Annotated in this window: 25 protein-coding genes, 2 tRNA genes and 4 pseudogenes; 13 read left to right on the forward strand and 18 right to left on the reverse strand. The window is 51.0% G+C overall.

All coding sequences use genetic code 11. The features are described 5' to 3' along the window. Positions 1–9: 9 nt before the first annotated feature. From J9880_RS20345 to J9880_RS20355, 3 genes are read right to left on the reverse strand one after another with little or no spacing between them, the layout of a single operon-like run. Positions 10–1,587, reverse strand: a complete 1,578-nt coding sequence (locus J9880_RS20345; RefSeq protein WP_195816935.1) for an ABC transporter substrate-binding protein — start codon at positions 1,585–1,587, stop codon at positions 10–12. A gap of 48 nt (positions 1,588–1,635) precedes the next feature. After that, positions 1,636–2,223: a D-alanyl-D-alanine dipeptidase gene (ddpX, locus tag J9880_RS20350; RefSeq protein WP_195816934.1), complete on the reverse strand. Its 588-nt coding sequence runs from the start codon at positions 2,221–2,223 to the stop codon at positions 1,636–1,638. Positions 2,224–2,259: 36 nt separating this feature from the next. Further along, positions 2,260–3,132 carry a MurR/RpiR family transcriptional regulator gene (locus J9880_RS20355; RefSeq protein ID WP_119823046.1) on the reverse strand — a complete coding sequence of 291 codons (873 nt, stop codon included), beginning with the start codon at positions 3,130–3,132 and terminating at the stop codon, positions 2,260–2,262. A 395-nt stretch (positions 3,133–3,527) separates the two neighbouring features. On the opposite strand from J9880_RS20355, the gene J9880_RS20360 reads away from it, so the two are divergent. Beyond that, positions 3,528–3,603 (forward strand) — tRNA-Asn (locus J9880_RS20360). A 414-nt stretch (positions 3,604–4,017) separates the two neighbouring features. Here J9880_RS20360 and J9880_RS20365 read toward each other — a convergent pair. Then, positions 4,018–5,067, reverse strand: a complete 1,050-nt coding sequence (locus J9880_RS20365) for an alpha/beta hydrolase (protein WP_232769853.1) — start codon at positions 5,065–5,067, stop codon at positions 4,018–4,020. Between the two features lie 249 nt (positions 5,068–5,316). On the opposite strand from J9880_RS20365, the gene J9880_RS20370 reads away from it, so the two are divergent. The 7 genes from J9880_RS20370 to J9880_RS20400 all read left to right on the forward strand — a co-directional run bounded on the left by J9880_RS20370 (position 5,317) and on the right by J9880_RS20400 (position 10,689). Next, the gene (locus tag J9880_RS20370; RefSeq protein WP_232769854.1) at positions 5,317–5,472 is read left to right on the forward strand and encodes a hypothetical protein; all 156 of its coding nucleotides are present in this window, start codon (positions 5,317–5,319) and stop codon (positions 5,470–5,472) included. A 14-nt stretch (positions 5,473–5,486) separates the two neighbouring features. Next, on the forward strand, positions 5,487–6,167 hold the full coding sequence (locus J9880_RS20375) for a heavy metal response regulator transcription factor (protein WP_095921607.1): 681 nt from the start codon (positions 5,487–5,489) through the stop codon (positions 6,165–6,167). A 15-nt stretch (positions 6,168–6,182) separates the two neighbouring features. After that, positions 6,183–7,640 carry a heavy metal sensor histidine kinase gene (locus tag J9880_RS20380; protein WP_195816933.1) on the forward strand — a complete coding sequence of 486 codons (1,458 nt, stop codon included), beginning with the start codon at positions 6,183–6,185 and terminating at the stop codon, positions 7,638–7,640. A 64-nt stretch (positions 7,641–7,704) separates the two neighbouring features. Next, on the forward strand, positions 7,705–8,184 hold the full coding sequence (locus J9880_RS20385) for a (R)-mandelonitrile lyase (RefSeq protein ID WP_133823519.1): 480 nt from the start codon (positions 7,705–7,707) through the stop codon (positions 8,182–8,184). Then, a complete protein-coding gene (locus tag J9880_RS20390) occupies positions 8,162–8,923 on the forward strand; it encodes a carboxymuconolactone decarboxylase family protein (RefSeq protein WP_119823040.1) in 762 nt (253 codons plus the stop codon). The genes J9880_RS20385 and J9880_RS20390 overlap by 23 nt, the downstream gene beginning before the upstream one ends. A 9-nt stretch (positions 8,924–8,932) precedes the next feature. Beyond that, positions 8,933–9,517 carry a flavodoxin gene (locus tag J9880_RS20395; RefSeq protein ID WP_232769855.1) on the forward strand — a complete coding sequence of 195 codons (585 nt, stop codon included), beginning with the start codon at positions 8,933–8,935 and terminating at the stop codon, positions 9,515–9,517. A gap of 107 nt (positions 9,518–9,624) precedes the next feature. Beyond that, complete coding sequence (locus J9880_RS20400; protein WP_232769856.1) at positions 9,625–10,689, forward strand: alpha/beta hydrolase; 1,065 nt, start codon at positions 9,625–9,627, stop codon at positions 10,687–10,689. 256 nt (positions 10,690–10,945) lie between these two features. On the opposite strand, the gene J9880_RS20405 is transcribed toward J9880_RS20400, so the two are convergent. Further along, entirely contained in the window at positions 10,946–11,983 is a 1,038-nt protein-coding gene (locus J9880_RS20405) for a hypothetical protein (RefSeq protein WP_232769857.1), read from the reverse strand. A 426-nt stretch (positions 11,984–12,409) separates the two neighbouring features. Next, entirely contained in the window at positions 12,410–13,222 is an 813-nt protein-coding gene (locus J9880_RS20410; RefSeq protein WP_232769858.1) for a hypothetical protein, read from the reverse strand. A 298-nt stretch (positions 13,223–13,520) separates the two neighbouring features. Here J9880_RS20410 and J9880_RS20415 point away from each other — a divergent pair, with 298 nt between their 5' ends. Then, on the forward strand, positions 13,521–14,372 hold the full coding sequence (locus tag J9880_RS20415) for an aldo/keto reductase (protein WP_232769859.1): 852 nt from the start codon (positions 13,521–13,523) through the stop codon (positions 14,370–14,372). A 97-nt stretch (positions 14,373–14,469) separates the two neighbouring features. Here J9880_RS20415 and J9880_RS20420 read toward each other — a convergent pair. Further along, positions 14,470–14,655, reverse strand: a pseudogene (locus J9880_RS20420) (LysR family transcriptional regulator); the annotation flags it as partial. A 148-nt stretch (positions 14,656–14,803) separates the two neighbouring features. Between J9880_RS20420 and J9880_RS25250 the strand changes: the two are divergent. After that, on the forward strand, positions 14,804–15,010 hold the full coding sequence (locus J9880_RS25250) for an NAD(P)H-binding protein (RefSeq protein ID WP_456300343.1): 207 nt from the start codon (positions 14,804–14,806) through the stop codon (positions 15,008–15,010). Next, positions 14,955–15,200 (forward strand): annotated as a pseudogene (locus tag J9880_RS25255) (SDR family oxidoreductase); the annotation flags it as partial. The gene J9880_RS25250 and the pseudogene J9880_RS25255, both read left to right, overlap by 56 nt. A gap of 34 nt (positions 15,201–15,234) precedes the next feature. On the opposite strand, the pseudogene J9880_RS20430 reads toward J9880_RS25255, so the two are convergent. Together J9880_RS20430 and J9880_RS20435 are read right to left on the reverse strand one after the other, a co-directional pair. Then, positions 15,235–15,342 (reverse strand): annotated as a pseudogene (locus J9880_RS20430) (helix-turn-helix domain-containing protein); the annotation flags it as partial. A gap of 162 nt (positions 15,343–15,504) precedes the next feature. Beyond that, positions 15,505–16,242, reverse strand: a complete 738-nt coding sequence (locus J9880_RS20435) for a DUF6933 domain-containing protein (RefSeq protein ID WP_232769860.1) — start codon at positions 16,240–16,242, stop codon at positions 15,505–15,507. 166 nt (positions 16,243–16,408) lie between these two features. Here J9880_RS20435 and J9880_RS20440 point away from each other — a divergent pair, with 166 nt between their 5' ends. Continuing rightward, positions 16,409–17,107, forward strand: a complete 699-nt coding sequence (locus J9880_RS20440; RefSeq protein ID WP_095925111.1) for an RluA family pseudouridine synthase — start codon at positions 16,409–16,411, stop codon at positions 17,105–17,107. 8 nt (positions 17,108–17,115) lie between these two features. Here the strand turns inward: J9880_RS20440 and J9880_RS20445 are convergent, their stop codons facing one another. The 3 genes from J9880_RS20445 to J9880_RS20455 all read right to left on the reverse strand — a co-directional run bounded on the left by J9880_RS20445 (position 17,116) and on the right by J9880_RS20455 (position 21,279). After that, positions 17,116–17,655, reverse strand: a complete 540-nt coding sequence (locus tag J9880_RS20445) for a DUF2058 domain-containing protein (protein ID WP_095921592.1) — start codon at positions 17,653–17,655, stop codon at positions 17,116–17,118. A gap of 135 nt (positions 17,656–17,790) precedes the next feature. Then, positions 17,791–20,001, reverse strand: a complete 2,211-nt coding sequence (gene katG / locus J9880_RS20450) for a catalase/peroxidase HPI (protein WP_232769861.1) — start codon at positions 19,999–20,001, stop codon at positions 17,791–17,793. A 252-nt stretch (positions 20,002–20,253) separates the two neighbouring features. Beyond that, positions 20,254–21,279 (reverse strand): LLM class flavin-dependent oxidoreductase, encoded by a 1,026-nt coding sequence (locus tag J9880_RS20455; RefSeq protein ID WP_119823839.1) that lies wholly within the window; start codon positions 21,277–21,279, stop codon positions 20,254–20,256. 259 nt (positions 21,280–21,538) lie between these two features. Here J9880_RS20455 and J9880_RS20460 point away from each other — a divergent pair. Further along, positions 21,539–21,614, forward strand: a tRNA-Asn gene (locus tag J9880_RS20460). 172 nt (positions 21,615–21,786) lie between these two features. Here J9880_RS20460 and J9880_RS20465 read toward each other — a convergent pair. The 6 genes and pseudogenes from J9880_RS20465 to J9880_RS20490 all read right to left on the reverse strand — a co-directional run bounded on the left by J9880_RS20465 (position 21,787) and on the right by J9880_RS20490 (position 26,515). Continuing rightward, positions 21,787–22,917 (reverse strand): alkene reductase, encoded by a 1,131-nt coding sequence (locus J9880_RS20465; RefSeq protein ID WP_232769862.1) that lies wholly within the window; start codon positions 22,915–22,917, stop codon positions 21,787–21,789. A 288-nt stretch (positions 22,918–23,205) separates the two neighbouring features. Then, positions 23,206–23,811, reverse strand: a complete 606-nt coding sequence (locus tag J9880_RS20470) for a TetR/AcrR family transcriptional regulator (protein ID WP_232769863.1) — start codon at positions 23,809–23,811, stop codon at positions 23,206–23,208. A gap of 69 nt (positions 23,812–23,880) precedes the next feature. Then, positions 23,881–23,967, reverse strand: a pseudogene (locus tag J9880_RS20475) (YdgH/BhsA/McbA-like domain containing protein); the annotation flags it as partial. Next, positions 23,968–24,789 (reverse strand): alpha/beta fold hydrolase, encoded by an 822-nt coding sequence (locus tag J9880_RS20480; RefSeq protein ID WP_131693437.1) that lies wholly within the window; start codon positions 24,787–24,789, stop codon positions 23,968–23,970. It lies immediately after the preceding pseudogene. Positions 24,790–24,924: 135 nt separating this feature from the next. Further along, on the reverse strand, positions 24,925–25,680 hold the full coding sequence (locus J9880_RS20485) for an alpha/beta fold hydrolase (protein WP_119823748.1): 756 nt from the start codon (positions 25,678–25,680) through the stop codon (positions 24,925–24,927). A gap of 154 nt (positions 25,681–25,834) precedes the next feature. Then, positions 25,835–26,515, reverse strand: a complete 681-nt coding sequence (locus tag J9880_RS20490; RefSeq protein WP_232770495.1) for a type 1 glutamine amidotransferase domain-containing protein — start codon at positions 26,513–26,515, stop codon at positions 25,835–25,837. Between the last annotated feature and the right edge of the window lie 248 nt (positions 26,516–26,763).

Raw genomic sequence — 26,763 nt, forward strand, 5'->3', positions numbered from 1 at the left:
GTTGCTGTTTTACTTATGCATTTGCCCCACGTTAAACACCTGCTCCAGCATCGGGTTAAAGACGAAACCTTTGACGTCTTTGTTCATCGCCACCTGATAGTTTTTCTGGAACAGATAGACATACGCCGCCTCGTCAATGACGATTTTCTGCGCCTGCTGGTAGTAATCAGTGCGCTGTTTCTGATCGGTGACTGACACGGCTTTTTTCAGCAACGCATCCACGTCCGGGTTGGAGTAGAAGGAACGGTTACCCGGCAGCCCTTTCTTATCGGACTCAAACCAGTAGTTCATAAACATGTACGGGTCGGCGAAGTCCGGGCTCCAGTTCCCGATGGAAATGTCGTAATCGCCCTGCCCGATACGGTCGCGCATGGTGGCGTTAGCCAGTTTTTCCAGCTTCACGTTGATCCCGGCCTGACCGAGACTGGCCTGCACGGAAAGCGCGATGGATTCCCAGTTCGGATCGTTATCGGAATAGAGGAAATCCAGCGTCTGTGGTTTGTCTTTGACCTTTTCCAGATCGGCTTTGGCTTGCGTCAGATCCAGACTGTATTGTTTCGCCGTCGGGTCGAAGCCCCACATGCCGTCCGGGATCGGCCCGCGCATCTGTTTGGCGTTACCGCCGAGAATACCTTTCACCATGCCCTGATAATCCACGGCAGAGGAGATCGCGCGGCGTAAATCCACCTGATTCATCGGCGCTTTAGCATTGTTGAGATACAGATAGGTCACGCGCAGTGACGGGAATTCTTCCACCGCCACTTTGTCTTCTTTTTTCAGCGCGGCCAGCTGATCCATCGGCAGGGAATCGGCGATATCCAGATCCCCGCGCGACAGTTGCAGGCGGCGGCTGGCGCTCTCACCGATAATTTTCACCGTCACGCGTTTGAACGCAGGTTTCGCGCCGCTGTAATGCGGATTCGGCACCAGCACCAGTTGCTGCCCTTTCTGCCAGCGATCCAGCTTATACGGGCCGGAACCGGCGGTATGCCCTGCCAGCCACGCCTTGCCTTCATCGGCCGGGTTGGCTTTGGCAATTGCCGGGTTGACGATGCCTGCGCCGTCATTCGCCAGCGTGTAAAGGAAAGGCGCAAACGGCGTTTTCAGCGTGAACGTCACGGTCATCGGATCCACCACCGTCACGGTCATGTCTTTTGGAAAGGCTTCCGACGGCCCCTGACCGATTTTCATCAGACGGTCAAATGACCATTTCACCGCATCGGCATTCACCTGCGTGCCGTCATCAAATTTCGCGCCCGGTTTGAGTTTGAACGTCCAGACCAGCTGATCCGGCGAGGCTGTCCAGCTTGCCGCCAGGTCGCCTTCCACCTGCGTCGAGCCTTTGCCGTCTTCGGTTTTGTACTGCACCAGACGCTGGTACGCCGGATACGTGACCGTCCAGTCGTTGTTATCAATGGTCACTGCCGGATCCAGCGTTTGCGGATCCGCCGCTTTGCCGATCACCAGCATGTCTTTCGGCACAGCCGCCTGCGCCGCAACACTCAGGCCAGACAAGGCAAGTAAAAGGGCACCGGCGATCTGTGTTTTGGTATTTTTGCGGAACGTGTTAATTGCTGTGTTGCTCATCGGAGAACTCCTGGCTCTGTCAAAAAAGGGATAAGAGACGTGCAATGATTACGCGGCACTGACCGGCGGATAACAGCCGAACCGCTCTTCCAACAACGGATACGTTTTGGCATCCGGTAATTCGAAGTGCCACCACTCGCTGGTGATACCTTTAAAGCCGCCCGCCGCCATCACGGCATTGAGCAACAAGCGGTTACGCTGAATGTGTGGCGGTAAATCGGGATAAAACGGATGCGACACCTCGGTCATTTCATCAAAGCCCGCGCCCATATCCACCACCTCACCCTGTTCATCCAGCAGGGTGAGATCGACGGCCACGCCGCGGCTGTGATGGGATCCGAGTTTGATATCCACCACATAATCCGGATTCGGGAATGCCGCCCACAGACAGGCCTGCGCCGCCTGCGGCCGGTAAGCGTCATAAATTTTCAGCCCGAACCCGGCCAGTTTTGCCACCTCGTGACAGCGAGCCAGTGCCGACGCCGCATCGGGATGCAGCAGGCAGCGTGATTCGCGGTAAATAGGCTGACCGGTCAGGTTATCTGCCGTGGCGTATTTCAGGTCGATCACGGCATCCGGCAGAAGCTCAGCCAGATCCGTCAGCGCGATGTCAGGTGTTTTCGTATTGATGGTCATGATGGATATCTTTCCGTTCCTGTCTTTGCAGTGAAATTACGATTCAAATTGCCCAAGCTGTTTTTGCAGTACCCGGTTGTTGGCCAGCCGCTGTTCCACTTCGTTACCGCGCAGTTCGAGCACCGCCGAACACAGCAGATTGAACAGGCAGCTGAGCGGCGCCATCGAGTCCCAGAACTGGCCGGTGTCGGTTTTTACCTGCAACAGATCCACCGGATAATCGCGCGCCCAGGGGCAATAAATGTCAGTGATCAGCGCCACGTTCAGGCCGCGCTCGCAGGCCGCTTCACAATAGGTTTGCGCCATTTTTGAATAGGCGCGGGTGTCAGTGACCACCAGATACGGCTGCGCAAATTCAGAGTTGAGGGATTCCACATAAGTGCCGGAAAGCCCGTCGGCGAAATACACTTTTGGCCGCAAGTATTCGAGATAACTGGAGAAATTATTGGCAATGCCGCGCACCGACTGTATGCCGAGGATAAACACCGCTTCCGCATCGGCCAGACGGCGGCTGACCTGCGCAAAGCTGTCAGTCTGTGCGAGCTGGTAAACGTGACTGATGGCTTCCAGTTCGAGCGCCAGCGACTGCTGTAGTTTTTCCTGCTGCGGCTGTTTGCTGCGTTCGCGGTAAGCGCCAAGACGATCGGTCACCACCCACGGCTGATAGGAGGTGCCGCTTTGCAGACGCAGCGTTTGCTTGAAGTGATCCAGATTGCGATAGCCCAGACTGCGCAGATAGCGGCCGACTGAAATCCCGCTGGTCGCCGCACTGCGCGCAATGCTGTCCGCCGTTTCAAACGGGATCTGCGCCAGATTCGCCAGCAGATAACCGGCGATGCGTTTGCCCGTTGGCGTCTGACCGGCAAATGAGGCTTCAATCTGTGAAATCACATCCTGAGCAGGCTGCATCGGTTAACCTCTTGTTGCTTCATTGTCAAAAAACTAGCTGCTGTTAGTAAAATAACAATGCACGGGGTGTGCCAATTCCGGGAAATGAGTGAAATTTGTGCAGCAGATCTGAGTTTGTGACGGATTTATGACGCAGGAAGGTCAAAAGCCGGGCGTAATATTTCCCCGCGCGGGTTTTCCCGATAACCGCTGCACAACAATCAGGCAACTTATGTGTGCTTTTAGTGCAGCATCGGGAGATACCACGCCGGTGCGGAGAAGTAAAAGCCGAGGTTTTAATCACTTTGTCTTAATAGTCAACAGGTTGGATATTAAGGAAACAGTCAGACAACTTTTTTCCTTAACCCTTTGACATGCCACGGGGCAGTCGCTATTATTCGCCCCGTTCACACGATTCCTCTGTAGTTCAGTCGGTAGAACGGCGGACTGTTAATCCGTATGTCACTGGTTCGAGTCCAGTCAGAGGAGCCAAATTAGAAAAGCCCGCTTCAGGAAACTGAAGCGGGCTTTTTGCTTTTCTTGCATCGTGGCGATTATTTATAGGATTCAGGTTCAACGAATTAGCGTGAAAAACCGTCCCGGTGTGCGGCACTACACCGCCCTTCCCCTTAAATGAATACCCCAGCCGTTGAATCGCCCTGATGGCTATCATCAGGGAAAGGAATTCACCCGGCTCGCTGTTTCTCTCACGTCAGGCTTATCATTTTCATTCTCTGCTCCAGATGAGGTCTATGAATTCTATTCATAGCGCCTATCTAAGCAGCGCAATTATCTTTCAGCGCAACTTCGTTAATCTGGGTCTGTTGTGTGAATACGCAAGCGGAAAGTGGCTACAGCTGATGGACATACCCCGGCCTGCACGGCCGGGGCATCACCGGGGGCTGACTAAATATTCTTATCGAAGAAGACGTCCAGCTTTTGCATTGCCTGGTCTACGTATTCAGGTACCCAATACGTCTCGATATGGGTAGCGCCCTCGATCAGGAAGAGTTCTTTGTTCTTCGTCCCGGAGGCTTTCGCGAACGCATCTTCAGTCATATAGAGCGTATCCGCTTTTGTACCGGCAATCATCAGCAGCGGTTTATTGATGAGATTGATATGGTCCGTCACGTCAAAGTTCATCAAATCTAACAGGCTGCTGGTGGTGTATTTAAACGTGGAGTTCGGGTGTGCGTGGGTTTTCCAGTAGTACTCGTAGCCCTGGCGATACAAGGCAAAAGGTAATTTAGCAATCTGTTCATCCGTCAGGTTGGCATCGCCGGAGTAAAGCACTTCTCCTCCGGCGGCTTCCTGAGCACGTGCGTCAGAAGCCTGCTGAAGACGCTGCTGGAGAGTATCCAGCTGTGAATCCTGCATACCGTTGCGGCGCACAAGCCCGGAGTTAAACATGCTGATGGTTGCTATCGATTTGAACCGCTTATCTGTCTCGGCGGCAACCAGTGAATACCCGCCGCCTCCGCAAATACCCAGCAGACCAAGGCGGGCGGTATCCACACCAGGATACTGGCTGATGTAGTCAGCCATGCCGTGAACATCCTCAATACGGTTAGCCGGTTTATCCACGCTGCGAGGCATACCACCGCTGGCACCCTGATAAGCCGCATCGGCGGTAATCGTGATGTAGCCCTGCTCTGCGAGACGCTGCGCATACAAACCTGCGACCTGCTCTTTTACGCCGCCATTCGGATGTGCAACCACCACCGCAGGGTATTTTTTGGCGGGATCGTAGTCAGCAGGGGTATAGACATTCGCCGCAATCTGGATGCCATGCAGATCGTATTTCACCGGATGAATGTTGACCTTGCCTTTGACGTTCTCAGTGATGGCACCGTCATAGACGAGTGTGAATGGATTTTTTTTGTAATCAGCCGCATTGACTGAGGTGGCTCCGGCCATTGCCGTGATTAGCATTGCACTGATAAGCGTAAATTTCATGGTCTCTCCCGATGAGTGTTGGCCTGGTTATGCAGGCTCGCGGAATCAAATTTGCAGGCTCAGAGTAGGCAGAGAGGGCTGTCAGCATCGTGACGGGGAAATAACATTTTCGTCAGGAAAGGGACTGCGATGGGTAAGTGTTTCTGACAACGCTGTCAGGTAACTGTCAGCTTTATGTTGGCAATCAGGAGGCAGAATGGTCTCGTTTAATGTGATTCATGTTCAATTTTCTGAGAAAAGGAGCGATCAATGAAAAGCCAGAATGACCCAACAATGCCAGCGCGACGCAAGCTATTCGTCGCCGGGGCGGGTACCCGCTCACTGGATGCCATCACTATCCAGGGTCAACGTCTGCCGGATGCTGTGCAGGTTTATTCCGATGTTGAAGCACCGATGAAAAGTTAAGAGGAAGTCCCGTTATGCGCCTGTTGTTAGTCGAAGATGAAGAAAAAACGTCAACCTATCTCAACCGTGCGTTGAGTGAGTCCGGATTTACGGTAGATGTTTCTGCAGATGGCGCTGAAGGTCTTCATTACGCGCTGGAGTTCGACTACGACGCGATAATCCTGGATGTCATGCTGCCGGGGATGGATGGCTACCGGGTTCTCGAGGGGGTGCGGGCTGTCAAACAGACGCCGGTGCTGATGCTCTCTGCACGGGGGTCGGTCGATGAGCGCGTCAAAGGGCTGCGCCTTGGCGCGGATGATTATCTTCCCAAGCCCTTTTCGCTTATTGAACTGGTGGCGCGCATTCAGGCACTGGTGCGCCGCCGCGCTACGGATGGCGCGGACATCACCCAGTTGCAAATTCACGATCTGCACCTCGACTTACTGGCTCGCCGCGTTTTTCGCGCCGGAACGCGACTGGAACTGACCGCAAAAGAGTTTTCCCTGCTGAGTCTTATGTCCCGTCATCAGGGTGAGATTCTGTCAAAGATGATGATTGCTGAGCAGATATGGGACATGAATTTTGACAGCGATGCCAATGTGGTTGAAGTCGCCATTAAACGTCTGCGAGCCAAAGTGGATGCCCCGTTCGATATCAAACTACTGCATACCGTCCGTGGCATGGGTTATGTCCTCGAAGTCCGGTCCGAATAAATGAAGGGGATAAGCATGCCTGAGCGTTCCATCTCCGTTCATCTGGCGCTGATGTTTGCCTTATCCGCGCTGCTGATTGTATCCGTTATCGGCATCCTGCTCAGAAGCTCCTTACATGACTCTTTGCAAAAGCAGATGCATAACGAACTGCTGTTCCGGGAATCATTAATGAGTCCGTGGATCACCGCACGAACCTCGGCGGACGGCTGGTCACAGCTTGCCAATAAATTCACTGTGTTAACCAATTCTGAAGGTGAGCGCGTTCGCTACTGGATAGTGAGCGATAACCCGCGTTTTAGCATGGGGGGAACGCCACCCGTGGGTGTTCAGTGGTCTTCTTTGCAGGAAGGCTTTAATAAAGTGCCCGGCGCATCGGAAGGCGCATGCTCGCTGTTCCTGTTAGTGAAAACCATCCCTGCCAACGGTGAAAGACCTGAGCTGCGCTATGTGGTTGCCATCGACTCCACGCCGTACATGGGCACACTGAATGCCTTCACCCGGACGCTGCTAATCATAGCCGCACTGGGCGTCGTGATTGTCGCCTTGCTGGGATACATCGTATCAAGGATCGGTCTTCGTCCCGTTGGAGCACTCAGTAAAGAGGCCGAACATCTCGCACCGGGAGACCATGGCCAGCGCCTGAATACCCGCGCGTTGCCTGAAGAATTGCAGCAGTTAGCCTCATCATTTAACGGCGTATTGGAACGTCAGGAAATCGCCTGGCGTCAGCTCGAAAGCTTTAACGCCGATGTTGCGCATGAACTCCGTACCCCGCTGACAAACCTTATCGGTCAGACGCAACTGGGTCTCTCACGCCGGCGTTCGCATGAAGAGCTGGAAGAGTTACTGGGTTCCAATCTCGAGGAGCTTGAGCGTATGACGTCAATCGTAAACGACATGCTGTTCCTGTCTCATGCTCATGCAGGTGAACATGCTTCCCAGCTTACGCAGGCTTCCCTGCGGGAAGAAACCCTGAAAACAGCGGAGTATGTGGAACCCTCTTTTGCGGAAAAACAGCTTTCTCTGGATGTGGAGGGGGATGTCACCGCGCACATCGACCGGCAGCTGTTCCACCGCTCACTGGCTAATTTACTGGAAAACAGCGCAAGACATTCACCCTTCAGCAGCAGGGTAACGGTGCGGTTAAGCGAAACCGGTCATCAGGCCTGTGTTGAAGTTTCAAACCCTGGCGATCCGATAGCACCAGAGCACTTACACCGGCTTTTCGAGCGGTTCTATCGCGTTGACACCTCCCGGGCCAGGAGTGATACCCATCATGGGCTGGGCCTGTCGATCGTGCGTGCCGTCGCCATTATGCACCGGGGAGATGTCTTTGCGCGTAGTGAAGGTGGCATCAATACATTTGGCCTCACCTTTGCAATACAAGCGGATAAAGCGGCGGGCAATGCTCAATCCGGCGCTGAGCCGGGACCCGGTTTAACTGACAGAATTGTCAGGGGGGCGTCAGCCTGACGTCATCACCCCCCCGATAAAATCATCGCAGGCAATCCCCTCTTCATTGATAAGGACGCTTTGCATGATCGGACATTTACGTTACCTCGGGCTGTTACTGCCACTCTTCACCTTTTCATCCCGGGCAGCGGAGCAAAATCCCGCTGTCCATATCGCCCCCGCAGGAAGTCAGAATGCGGTGTACGGACCAGCCGAGAACTTTACCGGTCGCGTCCGGGTTGATCCGCTCTTCAAGCCGGATAACGACATCAGTGTTTCCGGGGCTTATGTCACCTTTGAACCCGGTGCCCGCTCCGCCTGGCATACGCATCCGGCAGGTCAGCGGCTGATTGTGACCTCGGGTATCGGGCTGACCCAACAAGAAGGCCAGCCGGTGCAGGTTATCCGCGCGGGTGATGTTGTCTCTTGCCCGGCGGGCGTCAAACACTGGCACGGGGCGGCACCCGGCAGCGCGATGACGCATCTGGCGATAACCGGGATTGTGGATGGCAAAAGCGTTAACTGGATGGAGAAAGTGACAGATGAACAATACCACGCCCATTAAAGCATTAGCGGCAGCAGTGCTGCTGACCTTTGGTTCTGGTCTCGCGGCACATGCTGCACCCGTCAACAAAGGAGCCTCAGAAATGAACCACGAACAAACCGTTTCAGATACGCTGTCAGCCCGCCAACAGGCCATCCCGTTGATTGCGGCATCGATGGCCAGCAGTCAGATGGATAAGCTGAATGCAGCCCTGAATCAGGGTCTTGATGCAGGACTCACCATAAACGAAACCAAAGAGATTCTCGTCCAGCTTTATGCCTACACGGGCTTCCCCCGTAGCCTGAATGCGCTTACCGAACTGATGAAGGTCGTCGAAGCACGTAAACAACGTGGCATCGAAGACGTTGAGGGCAAAGAACCGGTCGCCCCAATCCCTGTCGGGGATGAGCTTCGCCGTGTCGGTACCGCAAACCAGACAAAAATCTCAGGCGCTCCCGTTCAGGGCCCGCTGTTTGATTTTGCCCCGGTCATTAATCAGTTCCTGCAAACGCACCTGTTCGGCGACATTTTCGCCCGCGATAACCTCGACTGGCAAAGCCGCGAGCTGGCAACGGTTGGCGCATTAGCGGCCACGCCAGGCGTTGAAGCCCAGCTGTTATCGCATACGCGAGCCAGCATGCGGGTCGGCCTGACGGCAGCGCAGCTGCGCCAGCTGGCACAGGTTCTGCGTGAACATGGCGAAAATGATGCAGCAACGCGAGCTGAAAAGGCGCTGCAACAGGCGCTCGCAAACAATTAGGAGTTGGCTATGGAGCATGATCCTAACCGCAGAATGTTAATCACCGCACTTGCCGGGCTGACGCTTGCGAACGTTTCTCTGGCATCAGCAGCCACCGGAACCGCAAACGTGCAGGGTAAAAGTCGAATTCTGGTGGGGTACTTTTCCCGCAGCGGAAATACACGGGTGATTGCGGGCGTCATTCACCGTAGCCTGAACACCGATCTGTTTGAAATCGAACCGGCTGCGCCTTATCCGGAAGACTATTTTCAGACCGTTGAACAGGCGAAAAATGAGCGTGAGCGGGGAGTAAAACCCGCATTGAAAAATAGCGTCGCAGATACCTCCCGCTATGAGACCCTGTATTTAGGCTTTCCCATCTGGGGGACCAGCGTGCCGCCTGTAGTACAAACGTTTCTCAGCAGCCACAACCTTGCGGGCAAATTACTCATCCCCTTTATTACTCACGGTGGCTACGGTAAAGGAGACAGCGACGACATCCTTGCCAGTCTCGCCCCCACTGCGCGCAGGGAAAAACCGCTGGTCATTGAATGCGACCAGGAGCGAAGAACCACTGAAACAGTCACCAGTTGGTTAGAGACAATACGCAGTTAATCGTCCGCATTCATGAATCTGCCAAATAAGGGCAATCAGGGGTGCTAAATAATTAACGCTGACAACTCAGATATGATTGAACGGCACACATAACAGAGGATGTAATCTTGAAGACAATCTTAAAAACGCTGGCCATCTGCGTAATGGCGGGTGGTCTGGTGGCTCAGTCGGTATACGCCGGGCCGCTGGTCATTCAGGAACAGGGAAGCTTTTCTGCTGGCGGTACTATCATCACCGCACCAGGTACATTTGACGCGAAAAAGCCGCTGGATTCTGCCGGCCAAACCTACCATGGCGATCATGCGTCTGTGTTCTACCAAATCCCGGAGAATCCGCATAAATACCCTATCGTCATGCTGCACGGCGCAGGGCAGTTTTCCCGTACCTGGGAAAGCACTCCGGATGGTCGTGAAGGGTTCCAGAACATATTCCTGCGTCGCGGGTTCTCAACTTATCTTGTCGATCAACCACGCCGGGGCAGCGCCGGGCGCACGACTATAGAAGGTACTGTTTCGCCAAAACCGGATGAACAGATGTGGTTTAATCAGTTCCGCGTTGGCGTGTGGCCAGAGTATTTTAAGGGCGTTCAGTTCTCTCACGACAAAGAAGCGTTGAACCAGTATTTCCGTCAGATGACCCCGAATACCGGGCCGTTTGATATCAATGTTATCTCTGATGCGATGTCCGCCGTGGTGGATAAATCCGGCCCCGCTATCCTCTTCACCCACTCTCAGGGTGGCGGACCAGGCTGGTACACGGCGATGAAAAACGACAAGGTCAAAGCCATTGTCGCCTTCGAGCCAGGCAGCAGCTTTGTCTTCCCCGAAAAAGAACTCCCTGCCCCTATGCCAAGCGCGTTCGACACGCTGAAGGGTGAGCCTGTGCCAATGGCGCAGTTTATGGCACTGACCAAAATCCCGATTCTGATCATTTACGGCGATAACATTCCGGATAAACCTGTCGCCATGCCCGCGCAGGACAGCTGGCGCGTACGTCTGGCGATGGCTCGTGAGTGGCGTGACGTGGTGAACAAGCATGGCGGGGATGTGACGGTGACGCATCTGCCAGAAGTGGGAATAAAAGGGAATACCCACTTCCCGTTCTCTGATTTAAATAATGTGCAGATTGCTGATTTAGTGAGTCAGTTTTTGAAAGAGAAAAATCTGCAGTAGGACGAAATAGTATTGAGCCTTCATTATTGAGGGCTCAATACAAACATCAGCTTTATAAAAAATAAATGGTCTAATCCTGGCGAAAAACTGTTGAACGTGACGGTCTGCTTTGAGCGAGAAGCGGAAGTTCACTTTAAAGGTAACCTAATCCGCATGCCAAAGACTCCTTAAGGAAATTCGTGCGGATATCAGGCACATCTGTGATTCGAAATTAATGCCTGAAATTCTTATTTTGATTAAGTTGAACATTAAAGATTCATAAATTTCGTATATATAGTGACGGAAATGGATGTAGATAATCTCTACTCGCAGTAGTATTTAGCGCTTCAATTAATGCAACATATAGCTTAGTCGTTTTACCTCGCACGAAGCCATGAGTGTAAACTGGCCCATACCCAGGCGCTAAACTTATGGTTTTATGATTTCCACCTAATATCTGTATTTTTGTAAAAAAACAGTTTTTATCGCAAAATAAACTTAGCTCATCGTGACCGAAAGTTATCACTTTGAAATCGGCATCAAATGGATAGTGCTGTTCTTGAATCTCAAATAATGATTTTTTAAGCAGCGAAATTGTACGGTATAGATGTATCATTTCTATGGAAACATAAGTACTCATTTTATTTGCCATATACCCTCCTCCGGGAGACATAATTGCAATGTCATCACTAAGGGCCGTAATCACATTGGCACCGTTACTTCGCAAGGCATTTCGCTCTTCTGGGGATAGTGTCTGCCCTGTCACACCTCTAACTCGACACTGTTCAAGGAGATGTGGCCACTCATCGTATAAGGACTTGAGCAGCTGTTCATCAGAATAGATGAATTGTTTTTCTTCACTGTTATGACCGAACACTCCTAATAAATAAATGTCGTCCTGATCAACCTTTGCAAAAATAGTATTGCCAGTTCTTTCAATGTAGCGCTTATGCTTTCCAGTCTTTTGAGTTGATTCACCAAGATGGAAATGATGTAATCCGAAATCATTCAAAAAATCATCATTGAAATTAGCTCTTTCCAAATGATGACTTTGATAGCCGTTAATGTTGCTCCCACATTGCATTTTATTAATGAGCAAAACAAAGCCATTTCTGTTTTTTTCCGGAACAATCAAGGTGCTGTGAAAATGCACATTCCTTTTACGGGGTTCAATAAGCCTTTTATTCATGTTCAAAAGGAGAGGTAAGTAGCCGTTAGTAGTTTCTTTAGGAACTCTGAAACCTGCATTAACAAGTTTCTGTTTGCAGATGTCTTCAATTGAACCATACAGACTGATGCAAATATTATTGATCATTGAATGCCTCTTTCCATCTATAGACAACATGTATTACTTTTACATTCTTCAGTCAAAATTATCAGGTAATCTCTCGATAAAATCATTCATGATTTTTACTCGGTAAGCCTAATTATTGTGCATGTTAATCTGGTCATTTCCAAATCATTAATGTCTGCTCCTGGAACAGAGCGAAAGCTAACTGAGTCAAAGGTCTGCTATGAGCGATGAGTGGACAATGCAACTAACAAAGCAGTGAGTTTTTGAATGATATTGAAAGCCCGCAGGAAAGTAAGAATTAAAGTTGTCCGAGGTGTAAATTACCAGCCAGAATAGCATCGGCATTTCTAATTTTAGCAGAAGATAAACATAGCGTTTATATTTTTCAAATAAAGGATGTACTTCAAAATAAATGGCCATGTGAATCAAAAGAGATTAGAAGCACAATCATACTTCTTTGTATTCATTCGCTAGCGCTGCTATTTTTTCTGCCGAGAGATAAGGTAGCTTAACCTCGATATATTTCATAATTTGGCGAGTGCGTTTGGCACTGCTCACCTGTTTTCTCAATAGGCTAAATTGATCATCATTATCTAATACCTCACTGTATATTTGGTTGCTTAAACCAGAAATAGAAGAAATATAATGCTCATCTATTTTCCTGCAGCATTTTATTAAAAAAGTAATCAGTGTCGTCGCTTCTTTCAGTGTAACTCTATCCGCATCATAGTCCTCTAATGTTTTCATTACATCAAAATGATAAAAATCATCGTATAAAAAAGAACTCTTTGACTCCAAGAATCTCTTGTCAAAAGAAGATAACTCAGCATTTGAAGTGCTGGCATGGACTATTCGATTGCGCCAATGACACATAAGCTCAACTAGCAAATACCATTCTTTTTCTATTCCAGGTATAGATTTGCAAAACTCAGAAAATCTTCTCGCTTTTGAGTCATTGGCAGAAATTTTTGTTTTGAAATCTAACTCAGAATTGAGCTTCTTCCACATGTCATCATCACTAATGTTACACATATATTCGAATAGAGCTTCGACTGCAAACACCAAAGAAGAACGAACTGCAAATCTACGTGCAGCAATGCAGGACTGTTCTAAATTTTTAGGTTCCCACTTGATATTTAAAGCAGGGTTTGGAGCTGAATTGGCAGGCAGATCTGAGAGGGCAACAGCTATAGTATTAAGATTATGTACACTATATCCAATTTCATTTAAAACAAATTTAAGGTATTTAGTCTCAGTCATCTGCTTAAACCTTGATGGCATTGTCAGGATTTGAACCCGCATTTCCAGATTTCAAAAAATTTTTAGTTTCTAGTGTCTTAACCAATTAGACGATGATGCCAGTGCGTAGAGCAGTATACTTTTCGCAATACTTTAGTCAATCATTATGGTCAGCAACGTCCGCTTCTGGCACAAAGCCGACCATCCCCCCCTCAAAAATTAATGAACTCATCTAATAAGCCCTAGCTAATTACCCCATCTAATCGAATAAATTACTTTACGTTATGCTTTTCCTATACAACAGCTGAAGGATAACGTCATGCAAACTGTAAAACTGAACAACGGTATTGAAATGCCCCTGCTGGGCTTTGGTGTCTTCCAGATGACGGATGCTGCCGAATGCGAAAAAGCCGTTATTGATGCCATCGATACGGGATACCGCCTGATCGATACCGCCGCGTCTTACCAGAATGAAACCCAGGTCGGGAACGCACTGAAACAAAGCGGTATCGCCCGTAACGAACTCTTTGTAACGACCAAGCTATGGCTGCAGGATACAAATTATGAGGGCGCTAAAGCACAGTTCGAACGCTCCCTGAACCGACTGCAACTTGATTATGTCGACCTGTACCTGATTCACCAGCCTTACGGCGATGTCCACGGGGCATGGCGAGCTATGGAAGAACTGCAACAGGCAGGCAAAATTCGCGCCATTGGTGTCAGCAACTTCCATCCTGACCGGTTGGCCGACCTTATCGCCTTCAACAACATTGCCCCTGCGGTGAACCAGATTGAAGTTAATCCCTTAAACCAGCAGCTGCATGCCGTTCCATGGAACCAAAGCCGTGGTATTCAGCCGGAAGCCTGGGCACCGTTTGCAGAAGGTAAAAATGGTCTGTTCCAGCACCCCGTGTTAACGGCAATTGGTCAGAAGTACGGCAAAAGCGTGGGCCAGGTGGTACTGCGTTGGATCTTCCAGCGAGGCATCGTTTCACTGGCCAAATCAGTGCGCAAAGAACGCATGGAAGAGAATATCAACATTCTCGATTTTGAACTCAGCGCTGAAGATATGCTGCAAATTACCGCCCTCGACACCGCAACCAGCGCCTTCTTCTCTCACCGCGACCCGGCGATGGTGGAATGGCTGACTGGCCGCAAACTTGATGTTTAAGTTGCGGTAAAGGCGGCATTTATTCAATGCAAAAGCTTTTTTAGGTCAATCTGAGGAAAGGTTTTAACTTCGGCTATACCAGACTTAGCGCGGCATGCTCCCCGGCTTTTGTGGGGGCAACGCTTCGTGTCGTGCGGGTCAGAAGGCGGATATTCAGCCTTTCCTCTAGTGCCTTCATCGCCTGGCTGAGTTCAGACGGAGATTTACCTGCTGCTTTGGTAAAACTTCGCGCCCTTGCCACCACAAGAAAGATTTGCAGTTCGTTGAAGTTTTCTTTGAGCATCGGTAATTTCCTTATGGAGGAATTCCCTTCATCGCACACTCATGAAGGGTGTTCATAGACACAATGATTTTAGCCCTATTACTGACAATAATGATAATTGATATTCTGACTGTATCGAAAATAAGTCTGAATTATCAGAAGGTTTATCATGGAAATACTCGTTGCAGGAGCGACAGGAAGTATTGGTCTTCATGTCGTGAATACCGCTATTGAAATGGGTCATCAGCCCGTAGCGCTGGTCAGAAATAAGCGCAAAGTGAAATCGCTTCCTCGGGGAACAGGTGTTTTTTACGGCGATGGAGCAAATAGCCCAGGTTCTGGTCAGTGCCCTGACCAGCGACGAGGCAAAAAATAAAACGTTCGAACTGGTGGCTGAACAAGGAGAAGCACAACAGGATCTTACTTCGCTGTTTGCAGACCTGCAGACTGATAATCCTGAAAAAAATGATGGGGTTCTAGATATAGACAATATGCCTCTGCGTGAAGAACCTGAGTGCATTATTAACGAGCTGAACCTGTATTCAAAACAAGTAAAATCAATCTAACACCTTTGACAATTTGGTCAAAGAGAGGTCGGTCTTATGACAGTTTGGCTCCGGCCTTTACCCGAAGTAGGGTTTGCCGGGTAGTACTGAATTCTCGGGCAATAGAGCTGATGCTTAAGCCTAAATTAATACGCTCAATAACGACCTGATTAGCCTGTTACAGGCAAAGGCGATCCCAGTCAGAGGAGCCATATTAGAAAAGCCCGCTTCAGGAAACTGAAGCGGGCTTTTTGCTTTCCGGCGTTTGTACAGATGGCCCCGAACGTGGCTTTGCCTTGATTAATCGTTTTATGAACAACCTCAGCTATTGCCCTCGCAGTTGCGCCATATTGAAGGGAAAATCCGCATTACTCATAAACATGTCCCTTCTGACTTCTTTTATCCGGGCGAGGATCTGCTCTGTTTGCTGACTTTTCTGACTTTTCTGGCTCAGATAGTGCGTCATCCAGTGGATAAGCATCTTTTCATCGACACGCAGATCAAACGCTTCTCCTTTACGGCATCGCCAGTCATTGTTTAATCGCAAATCAAATTCAAGGGCGGTTTCTTCATCTTCCGGAAAAGCACCAATGCTGTAATAAACATCCTGATAGAACGCACTGACCTGATTAATATGCGTCATCGCGCTACGATCCGTCTGCAGGTAAAAACGGATCTCACTGTGCTGTGAGAAGTAACCTTCGGCCGACGCGACCAGATCTTCCACTGTAAATAACGAAAATTGGTTCCCCAGCCATTGGATACCGTTGACCAGCCTGTTATTGAGACGCTCAATAAATCCTTTTACATCACCTTTGCGGACCCGATGAATAACGTGCACCCAGCGGGTAGTGAACTCCATAGCAATCAGGCTCGTAGATCGCCCCATTTTCACGGCGTGCACGACCCACTGAGTATGATCCTGCACGTTTAGTTTCTCCTGCCGTTCGGCGACAGTGTCATGCACAGAAGACGTGGGCTCAAAGAAACCCTCATCGCGACCCTTTTTGTATTTTCCATATAAATGGGCGGCGGCATCGGCGGAGCAGTTAATAATCATCATGGTGTTGCCTCCTTGGTTATTACGCTGAAACATACCCGAAAGTGACGGTGCATTAAAGCGCCGACGGGCAGAAAGGCATTTACCCCTGCCAATGGTCCTGCAACCGATTCGCCACCCTGCCGAAAATTCGTTATCATCCGCCTCCCTTTTGCCGCCGGTCAGTCTGATGTCTGTGATCACCGATACGTTTATTGCCCCGCCGTGCCATGACGAGATAGAAATCCTCTTTCAGGACGATCATCTGGTGCTGATCAATAAGCCCGCCGGGCTGCTCAGCCTTTCGGGGAAAAATCCGCAAAATCTGGATTCCGTACATCACCGGCTGGTGAGGATTTTCCCCGGCTGTACGCTGGTTCACCGGCTGGATTTCGGCACGTCAGGATTACTGGTGGTTGCCCGCAATAAAGCGATTAATGCCGCGCTTTGCCAGCAGTTCAGTCAGCGTTCGGTGACGAAGGTCTACAGCGCACTGCTTTGCGGGCACCTGCGCGACGACGAAGGGGTGATAGATGCGGCGATTGCCAAAGATCCGGCGCTGTTCCCGCTGATGTCGATTTGCGCCATCCACGGTAAGCCCGCCCGCTCACGCTTTAAGGTGATTGAACGGTTTCATCGTGAGGGGGAAGACGGGACGTTACTGCCGCTGACGCGGGTGGAGCTGATCCCGGAGACCGGGCGAACCCATCAGCTGCGCATTCATTGTCAGCAATTGGGCCACCCGATTTTGGGCTGTGACCTGTATGGCGGACGCCTTTTGCCGGGCACAGAACTGACGCCGCGATTAATGCTGCACGCCAGTGCATTGAATTTTGTTCATCCCGTCAGCGGAGAGAAAATCGAAGCCCGTAACCGCTGTCCGTTCTGAACGCAGTATCACCACATCAGATCATCAGGCACTTTAAAATCAGCGTACGGATCTTCTTCATCCTGTTCTTCCTGACTCAGCGCGCTGTTCAGCACAATACTGCCCGCATCGCGCTGCGCGATTTTATCGGCCACGCTGGCCGGGATAATCGCGTACTGACTCTCGCCGCCGTTATCCACCACCAGACGCGCAATCGCGAGACGACCGCTGATCAACTGAGCCTGGGTGGTTTTATCCACATAGATTTTTTTAATCAGATTATTGTCGGTGAAGTTAAAACCGATATCGCCTTTTGAAATATCGATTTTATTCATTTCAATCAGCTGCTTCACCTGCGCTTTGTATTCTTTCGATAACGCGGCTTGTTTTTGCTGTTCGCTGAGCTGCCTGTCACGTTCAAGTTGCGCTTTTTTATTCTCTTCCACCGCTTCTCTGGCCTCACGGGCCTGAACGCGGGACTTTTTAGCCGTTCTTTCCACTTTGGCCATTTTCTTGCTGGTCACTAAGCCGGCTTTGAGCAGTTGCTCTTGTAAAGTAAGTTTTGTCATCTTGGTTTCTGAATCCGCTGAATAATGGGCGGGATTATACCTGTAATTGCAGACACGATCCCAGTCAGCACGCCAAATTAGAAAAGCCCGCTCAGGGCAACCTGCGCGGGCTTGATTCTTTCAGGCTTTTGTCTCTCAGAGTTCGAAGCGATCCAGATCCATGACTTTGGTCCATGCCGCGACAAAGTCTTTCACGAATTTCTCTTTGGCATCACCGCTGGCGTAAACCTCGGCGCTGGCGCGCAGCACCGCGTTCGAGCCAAACACCAAATCGGCGCGGGTGGCGGTATATTTCACTTCCCCGCTGACCCGATCGCGCCCTTCGAAACGTTCGCCGGTCGCATCGGTGGCTTTCCATTCCGTGCGCATATCCAGCAAATTCACGAAGAAGTCCGTGTTCAGCTCGCCCGTTTTAGCGGTGAAGACGCCCAGATCACTGCCGTCATAGTTCGCCCCAAGCGCACGTAAGCCCCCTACCAGCACGGTTAATTCCGGCGCGGTAAGCGTCAGTTGCTGAGCCTTGTCGATCAGCAGATTTTCGGTTGAGGTGTTGGCAGACTCCCCGCGGTAGTTGCGGAAACCATCTGCTTTCGGTTTAAGCAATTCGAAGGATTCGACATCCGTCTGATCCTGACGCGCATCCACACGCCCCGGCGTGAACGGCACTTCAATATCGACATTGACCGCTTTCGCCGCTTTCTCGACACCGACCACGCCCGCCAGCACAATCACATCTGCCAGAGACGCTTTTGGGAATGCCTGCTGCACGGATTCCAGCGCTGGCAATACACGGGCGGCGATGGCATTCACGTCCCAGCCTCGCTGCGGTTGCAGCGCCAGGCGGGCACCGTTGGCACCTCCGCGTTTGTCACCGCCACGGAAGGTGGACGCCGACGCCCATGCCACCGAGGTCAGTTCACCGGCAGACAAACCGGTCGCGGCAATTTTTTCTTTCAGTTGCGCGATATCAGCGACGGTCGGGTGATAAACCGGCGCCGGTAACGGATCCTGCCAGATGAGATCTTCTTTCGGCACTTCAGGACCGATATAGCGCGCTTTCGGCCCCATATCCCTGTGCGTCAGTTTGTACCAGGCACGGGCGAAAGCCTCGTTAAACGCCTGCGGATCGCTGTGGAAACGACGGGAAATCTTCTCGAATTCCGGGTCAAAACGCAGCGTCAGATCGGTGACCAGCATGGTCGGTTTGCGTTTTTTCGCGGTATCAAACGGATCAGGGATAATGTCCGGCGCATTGACCGCTTCAAACTGAATCGCACCGGCAGGACTGCGGGTCTGCACCCACTCGTATTTGAACAGGTTCTCGAAGAAATAGTTGCTCCACTGCGTGGGGGTCTGTGACCAGATGACTTCCAGACCGGACGTGATGGCATCCGCGCCGACACCGGAGCCGTAGTTGTTGGCCCAGCCCAGCCCCTGTGCTTCAATCGGTGCGGTTTCAGGATCAACATCGACGTGGGTGGCGGGACCTGCGCCGTGGGTTTTTCCGAGCGTGTGCCCGCCGGCAATCAGGGCGACGATCTCTTCATCGTTCATGCCCATATTACCGAACGTGGCGCGGATAGCCGGGGCGGCCGACGCCGGATCACCGCTGTGATTCGGGCCTTCCGGGTTGACGTAAATCAGCCCCATTTCCGTTGCGCCGAGCGGCGATTTAGCCAGTTCTTCAGGATGACGGTGCTCAAGCCAGGTGGTCTCGTCGCCCCAGTTTACGTCCAGATCCGGTTCCCAGACGTCTTCACGCCCGGCACCAAATCCAAAGGTGCGGAAGCCAGAGTTTTCCAGCGCGACGTTCCCCGCCAGAATATATAAATCGGCCCAGGAAATTTTCTGGCCGTATTTTTGTTTCACCGGCCATAACAGACGGCGCGCCTTATCAAGGCTGACGTTATCTGGCCAGGAGTTTAGCGGCGCAAAACGTTGCTGGCCGCGCCCCGAGCCACCACGCCCGTCAACGGAACGGTAGGTCCCGGCGCTGTGCCACGCCATGCGGATGAACAGGCCGATATAACTTCCCCAGTCGGCAGGCCACCAGGGTTGCGACTCGGTGAGCAGCCCCTTGAGATCGGCTTTGAGTGCGGAATAGTCTAATTTGGCAAATTCTTTACGGTAATCAAATGCTTCGCCCAACGGGTTTGAGCGCGCGGAATGCTGATTCAGTAAGTCGACTCTGAGCTGGTTAGGCCACCAGTCGCGGTTGCCGGTCCCGCCGCCAGAGGCTTTATTGGTATTTCCCTGATGGAAAGGACATTTGCTGACATCGGCTTCTCTGTTTGCTTCAACAATGGGCTTTGCGTCTTTTGCTTCTTCATCAATAGAACTGCTCATGCTCACACTCCTGTTATGTAGTCTCATTGCTACTCTATACGCGGATTTACGCCAGTCACATCTGAATTACCCTATGTATTTGATAGACCTTCCCTTCGGATTTATGCGCAGACATTGAAGGTTTTGACAGCATAAAAAGGGCCACAGTGATTATAGAATAGCCACTTAATGGCAAAGGCTTTTCTTTCAGGGTCGCAAAATGAAAAAAGCCCGCGTGAGTTTCCTCAGGCGGGCTTCAGGACGGTCGGACGATTAATCGCGCCAACCCATTTCAGGGGCCACATGTTTAAGTATCGATTCAATCACATGCACGTTGTAGTCCACGCCAAGCTGATTCGGCACCGTCAGCAGTAACGTATCGGCTTCAGCAATCGCTTCATCCTGCTTCAGCTGTTTGATCAGCAGGTCCGGCGTCGCCGCATAACTGCGGCCGAAAATCGCCCGGGTTTTCTCATCAAGGAAACCGACTTTATCGCCATCGTTGCTGCTGCCGCCAAAATAGGCACGGTCACGGTCATCCATCAGCGCGAAAATACTGCGACTGACCGAGACGCGCGGCGTTCGCGTATGTCCAGCCTCTTTCCAGGCTTCACGATAAGCGCGGATCTGCTGCGCCTGCTGAATATGGAACGGCTCCCCGGTTTCATCATCTTTCAGGGTGGAGCTTTGCAAATTCATGCCCAGTTTCGCCGCCCAGACTGCCGTGGCATTCGAGCCAGCGCCCCACCAGATGCGCTCACGCAGACCTTCAGAATACGGCTCAGGGCGCAACATGCCCGGCGGATTCGGAAACATCGGCTGCGGGTTCGGTTTCGCAAAACCCTCACCACGCAGCACATCAAGAAAGGCTTCGGTATGACGACGCGCCATATCAGCCTCAGTTTCGCCTTCAGCGGGCTGATAGCCAAAATAGCGCCAGCCATCCACCACCTGTTCCGGTGAGCCACGACTGATGCCCAGTTGCAAACGACCCCCAGAGATCAGATCGGCCGCACTGGCATTTTCCGCCATATACAGCGGATTTTCATACCGCATGTCGATCACGCCGGTACCGATTTCAATTTTGCGGGTCTTCGCACCAATGGCGGCCAGCAACGGAAAAGGCGACGCCAACTGACGGGCAAAGTGATGCACCCTGAAGTAAGCACCATCCGCGCCGAGCTCTTCTGCCGCGACCGCCAGATCGATAGATTGCAGCAACGCGTCAGCCGCCGAGCGGGTGCCCGACTGCGGAGAAGGCGTCCAGTGACCAAATGATAAAAATCCAATCTTCTTCATAGCGTGTTTATCCTCATGTCCGGGTAATCCTGACGTTGAGCCATCGCGAAATGGCGCAGTAATAGGCTTACTTTACGCGACTCAGGATGAGAATAAATATCATTTGTTTAACATACTGATTCAGTTTATTTGATGAATGCCGCCGATTTTTGGCTATTTTTTAATAAGCTGAACAAATTGTCTTCCATCAGAACGCCGATCAAAAAAATCCTTTGCTACCAGCGGCGTCACTCGCTATTATGCGCCCCGTTCACACGATTCCTCTGTAGTTCAGTCGGTAGAACGGCGGACTGTTAATCCGTATGTCACTGGTTCGAGTCCAGTCAGAGGAGCCAGATTAGAAAAGCCCGCTCAGGAAACTGAGCGGGCTTTTTGCTTTTGCCTGACCCGTCCCGGATACAGAATTTATCTTCCCGCGCTGGCCTTTTTAAAAGCAGTCCCGGTTCTTCAGACGACACCCGCCTCTGCGTCTCAGGCATGGGTGGCGATTTCTTGACCAAATATTTTCTAACGCTGCGCGTTGTAAACCGGATAACCAGTAAAACCTTCACCCGTCCCGCCATACAGCGTTCTGCTGTTAAGATCGTTAAATGCCCAACCGTTCGCTATGCGTTCAGGGAGATCAGGGTTGGCGATAAATGGTCGACCAAATGCGATGAGGTCAGCCAACTGCTCCTCAACCATCCGGGCACCCCGTTCTGCTGTGTATCGACCAGCGTAGATGATGCGTCCACTAAATATCGCGCGGATCTCACGGCGGAACGCTTCGGGTAAGTCAGGAGCATTTGCCCAGTCGGCTTCGGCTATAGACACATAGGCAACACCGGCGTTTTCCAGGATTTTTACCGCTTCTACATAGGTTTTATGCGGATCACTTTCAACCAGGCCGATATAGACGCGGTCTTCATCTGTGCTGGAAAATAAAGGCGTAAAGCGAACGCCCAGACGGTCTGGCCCTATTGCATGAGAGATAGCCTGCACAATTTCATCCAAAAACCGCAGTCGATTTTCAACAGAACCGCCGTATTCATCCTTACGCTGGTTTGCATGCTCTGAAATGAACTGATTAACCAAATAACCATTCGCAGCATGGATCTCGACCCCGTCAAAACCTGCACTGATGGCATTTTTCGCCGCCTGGGCATATAAATTCACGAGATCTTTAATTTCTGACCGTGTCAGTTCGCGGGGAACCGAAGGGGTAACCAACGAGCCCGTACCTGGCCCCGTTTCAATAAACGCCTTTGCTTGTTCAGCCTGAATGGCTGAAGGAGCCACGGGGGCACGTTCTTCTGGTTGCAGTGCGGAATGAGAAACGCGTCCCACATGCCAGAGTTGTGCAAAAATAATCCCCCCTTCCGCATGGACCGCGCGAGTCACTTTTTTCCATCCCTCAATGTGTTGCTCAGTATAAATTCCCGGTGTCCAGGCATAACCTTGTCCACGAGGCTCAATCTGAGTGCCTTCAGTGATCATGAAACCTGCACCCGCGCGTTGACGGTAATATTCGGCCATGAGGTCGGTGGGTATGTTTCCTGGTTGTCCACTTCTTTGGCGCGTCAGCGGTGGGAAGACAATGCGATTTTTAAGGGTATAAGGACCAAGCTGAGTTGGCTCGAATAAGGCTTTATGATTCATAAGGATTTTCCATCAGTGATCATCGTAAGAGGTGACAGGCAGGCATCCTGTCACCTTCACTTCGTCAACAGTTATGCACTCAACTGCCTGATTAGCTGGGCTGCCGTTGCTGCCGAGGACGTTGGGTTTTGCCCGGTGATCAGCAGGCCGTCAGTAGAATTTTCATAACAACTCCTGCATTTCAAATCAATAATTGGATTAGACCAGTCGTCTAATTAAGTGATAAATATTAGACCGGTCGTATATTAAACGGGTACAAAAAACAGCTCTTTACTGAGTACCCCCTGGCTAGGGGGTAATTTGAATAATTTTTCTTGTCGTCAGCAGCGCTGAATCAAACGGGCCAGTATTTCTAACAATCTTGACCATGACGCTTGCACCTACCCAAAGCTGGTAGAGGCTTTCTGCCACTGTGCGAGGTGTATCGTCAATAGTGAGAGACCCCTCGGCTACGCCCGTTTCTAACGCTTCTGCCAGACGCGAGATTATCCCGGAAGTGCCTGCCTCTAGCGTTAAGCGCATCGTGTCCGAAAGATCGGCAACTTCAGCACCTAGTTTCACGGCAAGACACTTACCCTGACAATCAGAGAACGACTGAGATTCCCGCCACTGCTGCCAGTAGTTCATCAGTCGCTGAGCCATATTGAGACCTGGCTGGCCCAGTGTCCTGTCGATATCGGCGAGATAATCATCAAAATAATGTGCCAGCATATCTGCGCCGAAAGCTTCTTTCGAACTAAAGTAATGATAGAAAGAGCCTTTAGGCACACCAGCATCTTTGAGTATTTCGTTCAATCCGACCGCGGAAAATCCTTTACCCGCCATGATACGCTGACCTGTCGCCAGAATATGCTCGCGGATTTCATTGCTATGTAGTTGCGTTGTAGTATTCATATGTTCAATCTACCAAGAACTAGACCAGTCGTCTACAAGCAAGATAAAACTATTCCATTTTGCTAATGCTTATTTGTAGATTTCAGCAATACCGTACAGATGGTTATCGCCACCCGCTGAAATAATACGGTAAGACGTTGCGCCATGTTCAGTCGCTTACTCTTCAATGAATCGCAGCAGGTCTTCATTAATCGTCCCGGCTTGGGTGATCGTCATCCCGTGGCCAAATCCTGCATAGACCTTGAGCTGCGCATCTTTGACAAGTTGCGCGGACAGAATGGCGGAGTCGGCCAGCGGCACGATCTGATCGTCATCACCATGCATGATCAGGGTTGGCACATCGATTTTCTTAAGGTCATCAGTGAAATCAACCTCAGAGAACTGTTTGATACAGTCATATTGACCTTTGATCCCCCCCTGCATGCCCTGAAGCCAGAAGCTTTCCCTCACACCCTCAGAAGGCGTCTCTGATGAACGGTTATAGTTGAAAAACGGTGTGGTCAAATCCTTGTAGAACTGAGAACGGTCTTTTTCGACCGCAGCACGGATGCCATCAAACACTTCCATAGGCAGACCGCCGGGGTTTTTCTCACTTTGCAGCATAACCGGCGGTACTGCGCCGATAAGAACGGCTTTGCTGACACGGGCTGAACCGTAGGTACCGATATAGCGTGCGACTTCACCACCGCCGGTCGAATGCCCAACCAGAACAACGTCTTTGAGATCTAACTGTTCGATGAGTGATGATAAATCTTCAGCATAGGTATCCATATCATTGCCGTCCCACGTCTGACTGGAGTTGCCATGGCTGCGGCGATCGTGAGCGATGACACGGAACCCCTGCTGACCGAAGAACAACATTTGCGCATCCCATGCATCACTCGATAATGGCCAGCCGTGGGAGAATATAATGGTTTGTCCCTTGCCAAAGTCTTTATATGCAATCTTAGAACCGTCTTTCACCTGAATAGTTTTCATCTCTTTTTTCTCTTTTCTGTTGGCGACGCCTCATGGGCAGCGCAGTTGATTTAAAAGTATTTTTGTTCGTATATTGATTTTTACACTGGGCAGTCATTGAAAGAATGACTGGCCTGGAAAGCATTTCACTGAGGTTTACTGAGATAAGCTTTGTGCCGCTTTTTCGATCACCGCCGCAATTTTTTCCGGCTGTGATGCGTAAATGGCATGGTTGCCTTTCAATTCAGTGACGGTGCTGTGCGCGCGTTTAGCCATGAAGCGCTCCAGTTCTGGATTAATAGCACGATCCTGCGTCGCCACGACGGCCCAGCTAGGCTTCGTTTTCCATGCAGGAACGCCTGCCGGGGCAGTGAATGCGGCTACTGCAGGCATGAGTTGAGATTGCGCCAACAGATTTGTTTCTTTGACGGGCAAGTCAGCTGCAAAGTCCGCGTGGAAATTTTCCGGTTTGATATAAAGGAAGTGATCTGGCGTTTCAGTAATTGACTGAGCAGCTGGCGGATATTTTTTTGCCAGACTCAGCAATGAATCACCTTGCTCCGGCTGGAACGCTGCGATGTAAACCAGACCGGCAACAGAGGGATCATTACCCGCGTCACTGATGATCATGCCGGCGTAGCTGTGGCCAACCAGCAATGATTTACCACTTTGTAACGCGAGAACGCGTCGAGTCGCAGCGACATCATCAGCCAGCGAGGTTTGCGGCTCCTGAACAATCGATACGTTGTAGCCCGCTTTATTCAGAATGCGAGCCACCGGATCCCAACCGGAGCCATCAACAAAAGCGCCATGTACCAGAACGATGTTTTTTACCGGCGCAGCCATTGAAGACTGAGCATAAACTGACAGAACCAGGCTTAAAGCCAGCGTGGTCAATGATTTTTTAAACATGATGTATTTCCTTCAATTGTCATTTTTTAAGTTAATACCCTGACATCTGGTCCCCTGCCTTACAGGCCAGCGGACGGACATTTAGGTGTGTAATGTTGTCCAGATTTGCTCCGTGGGGAGGGCTTAAAGAATTCCCTCCCCACGTGATTAACCGTTATGCACCCAGCTGTTTAATCAGTTCTTCTGCCGCCTCGGTAGAGGAGGTTGGGTTTTGCCCGGTGATCAGCAGGCCATCAGTAACAACATAAGAACTCCAGTCCGCCCCTTTAGAGTAAATCCCGCCTTTGGCAATCAGCTCGTCTTCTACCAGGAAAGGCACAATCTGCGTCAGGCCCACGGCTTCCTCTTCGCTGTTGGTAAAACCGGTGACCTTACGGCCTTCTACCAGCGGTTTTCCTTCCGGGGTTTTGACGTGGCGCAGCACGCCAGGCGCATGGCAGACAAGAGCGACGTGTTTGTTTGCCGCCAGGAAGGCTTCGATAAGGGCGATGGAGTTTTTATCTTCGGCCAGGTCCCACAAAGGGCCGTGACCACCCGGATAAAAAACGGCGTCGTAATCAGCGTGTGAAACGCTGTCGAGGCGAACCGTTGACGCCAGGTGTGCGGTTGCTTCTGCGTCTGCCTCAAAGCGCTGGGTCTGCCCGGTCTGAAAGTCAGGCTCATTACTTTTTGGGTCTAACGGCGGGTTACCGCCTTTCGGTGAAGCCAGCGTAATTTCTGCGCCTGCGTCTTTAAAGGCGTAGTAAGGTGCGGCCAGCTCTTCCAGCCAGAAGCCGGTTTTGCGGCCGGTGTCACCCAGTTTGTCGTGTGAGGTTAAGACCATCAGAATTTTCATCATTACTCTCCAGTATTTCAAAGTGATAGTTGAATTAGACCAGTCGTCTAATGCGTTCTTAAATAAAAATGTTATATCCGTGCCTGCTATTCCTGCCAACTCTGCGTGCTGTTCATTCCAGCGGAACGGCTGTCGTGCTATGTCGCTTAGTCGCCGTTGCCATGTGAATAAGCTAACACCGAATAGACCGGTCGTCTACAGATAGTTAATAAAACTTTTTCATCTTTTATATGTCAGGCAACTTCTCA

The sequence above is a fragment of the Rahnella victoriana genome (assembly GCF_021276285.1).
In the GTDB taxonomy this organism is placed as follows: Bacteria; Pseudomonadota; Gammaproteobacteria; order Enterobacterales; family Enterobacteriaceae; genus Rahnella; species Rahnella victoriana.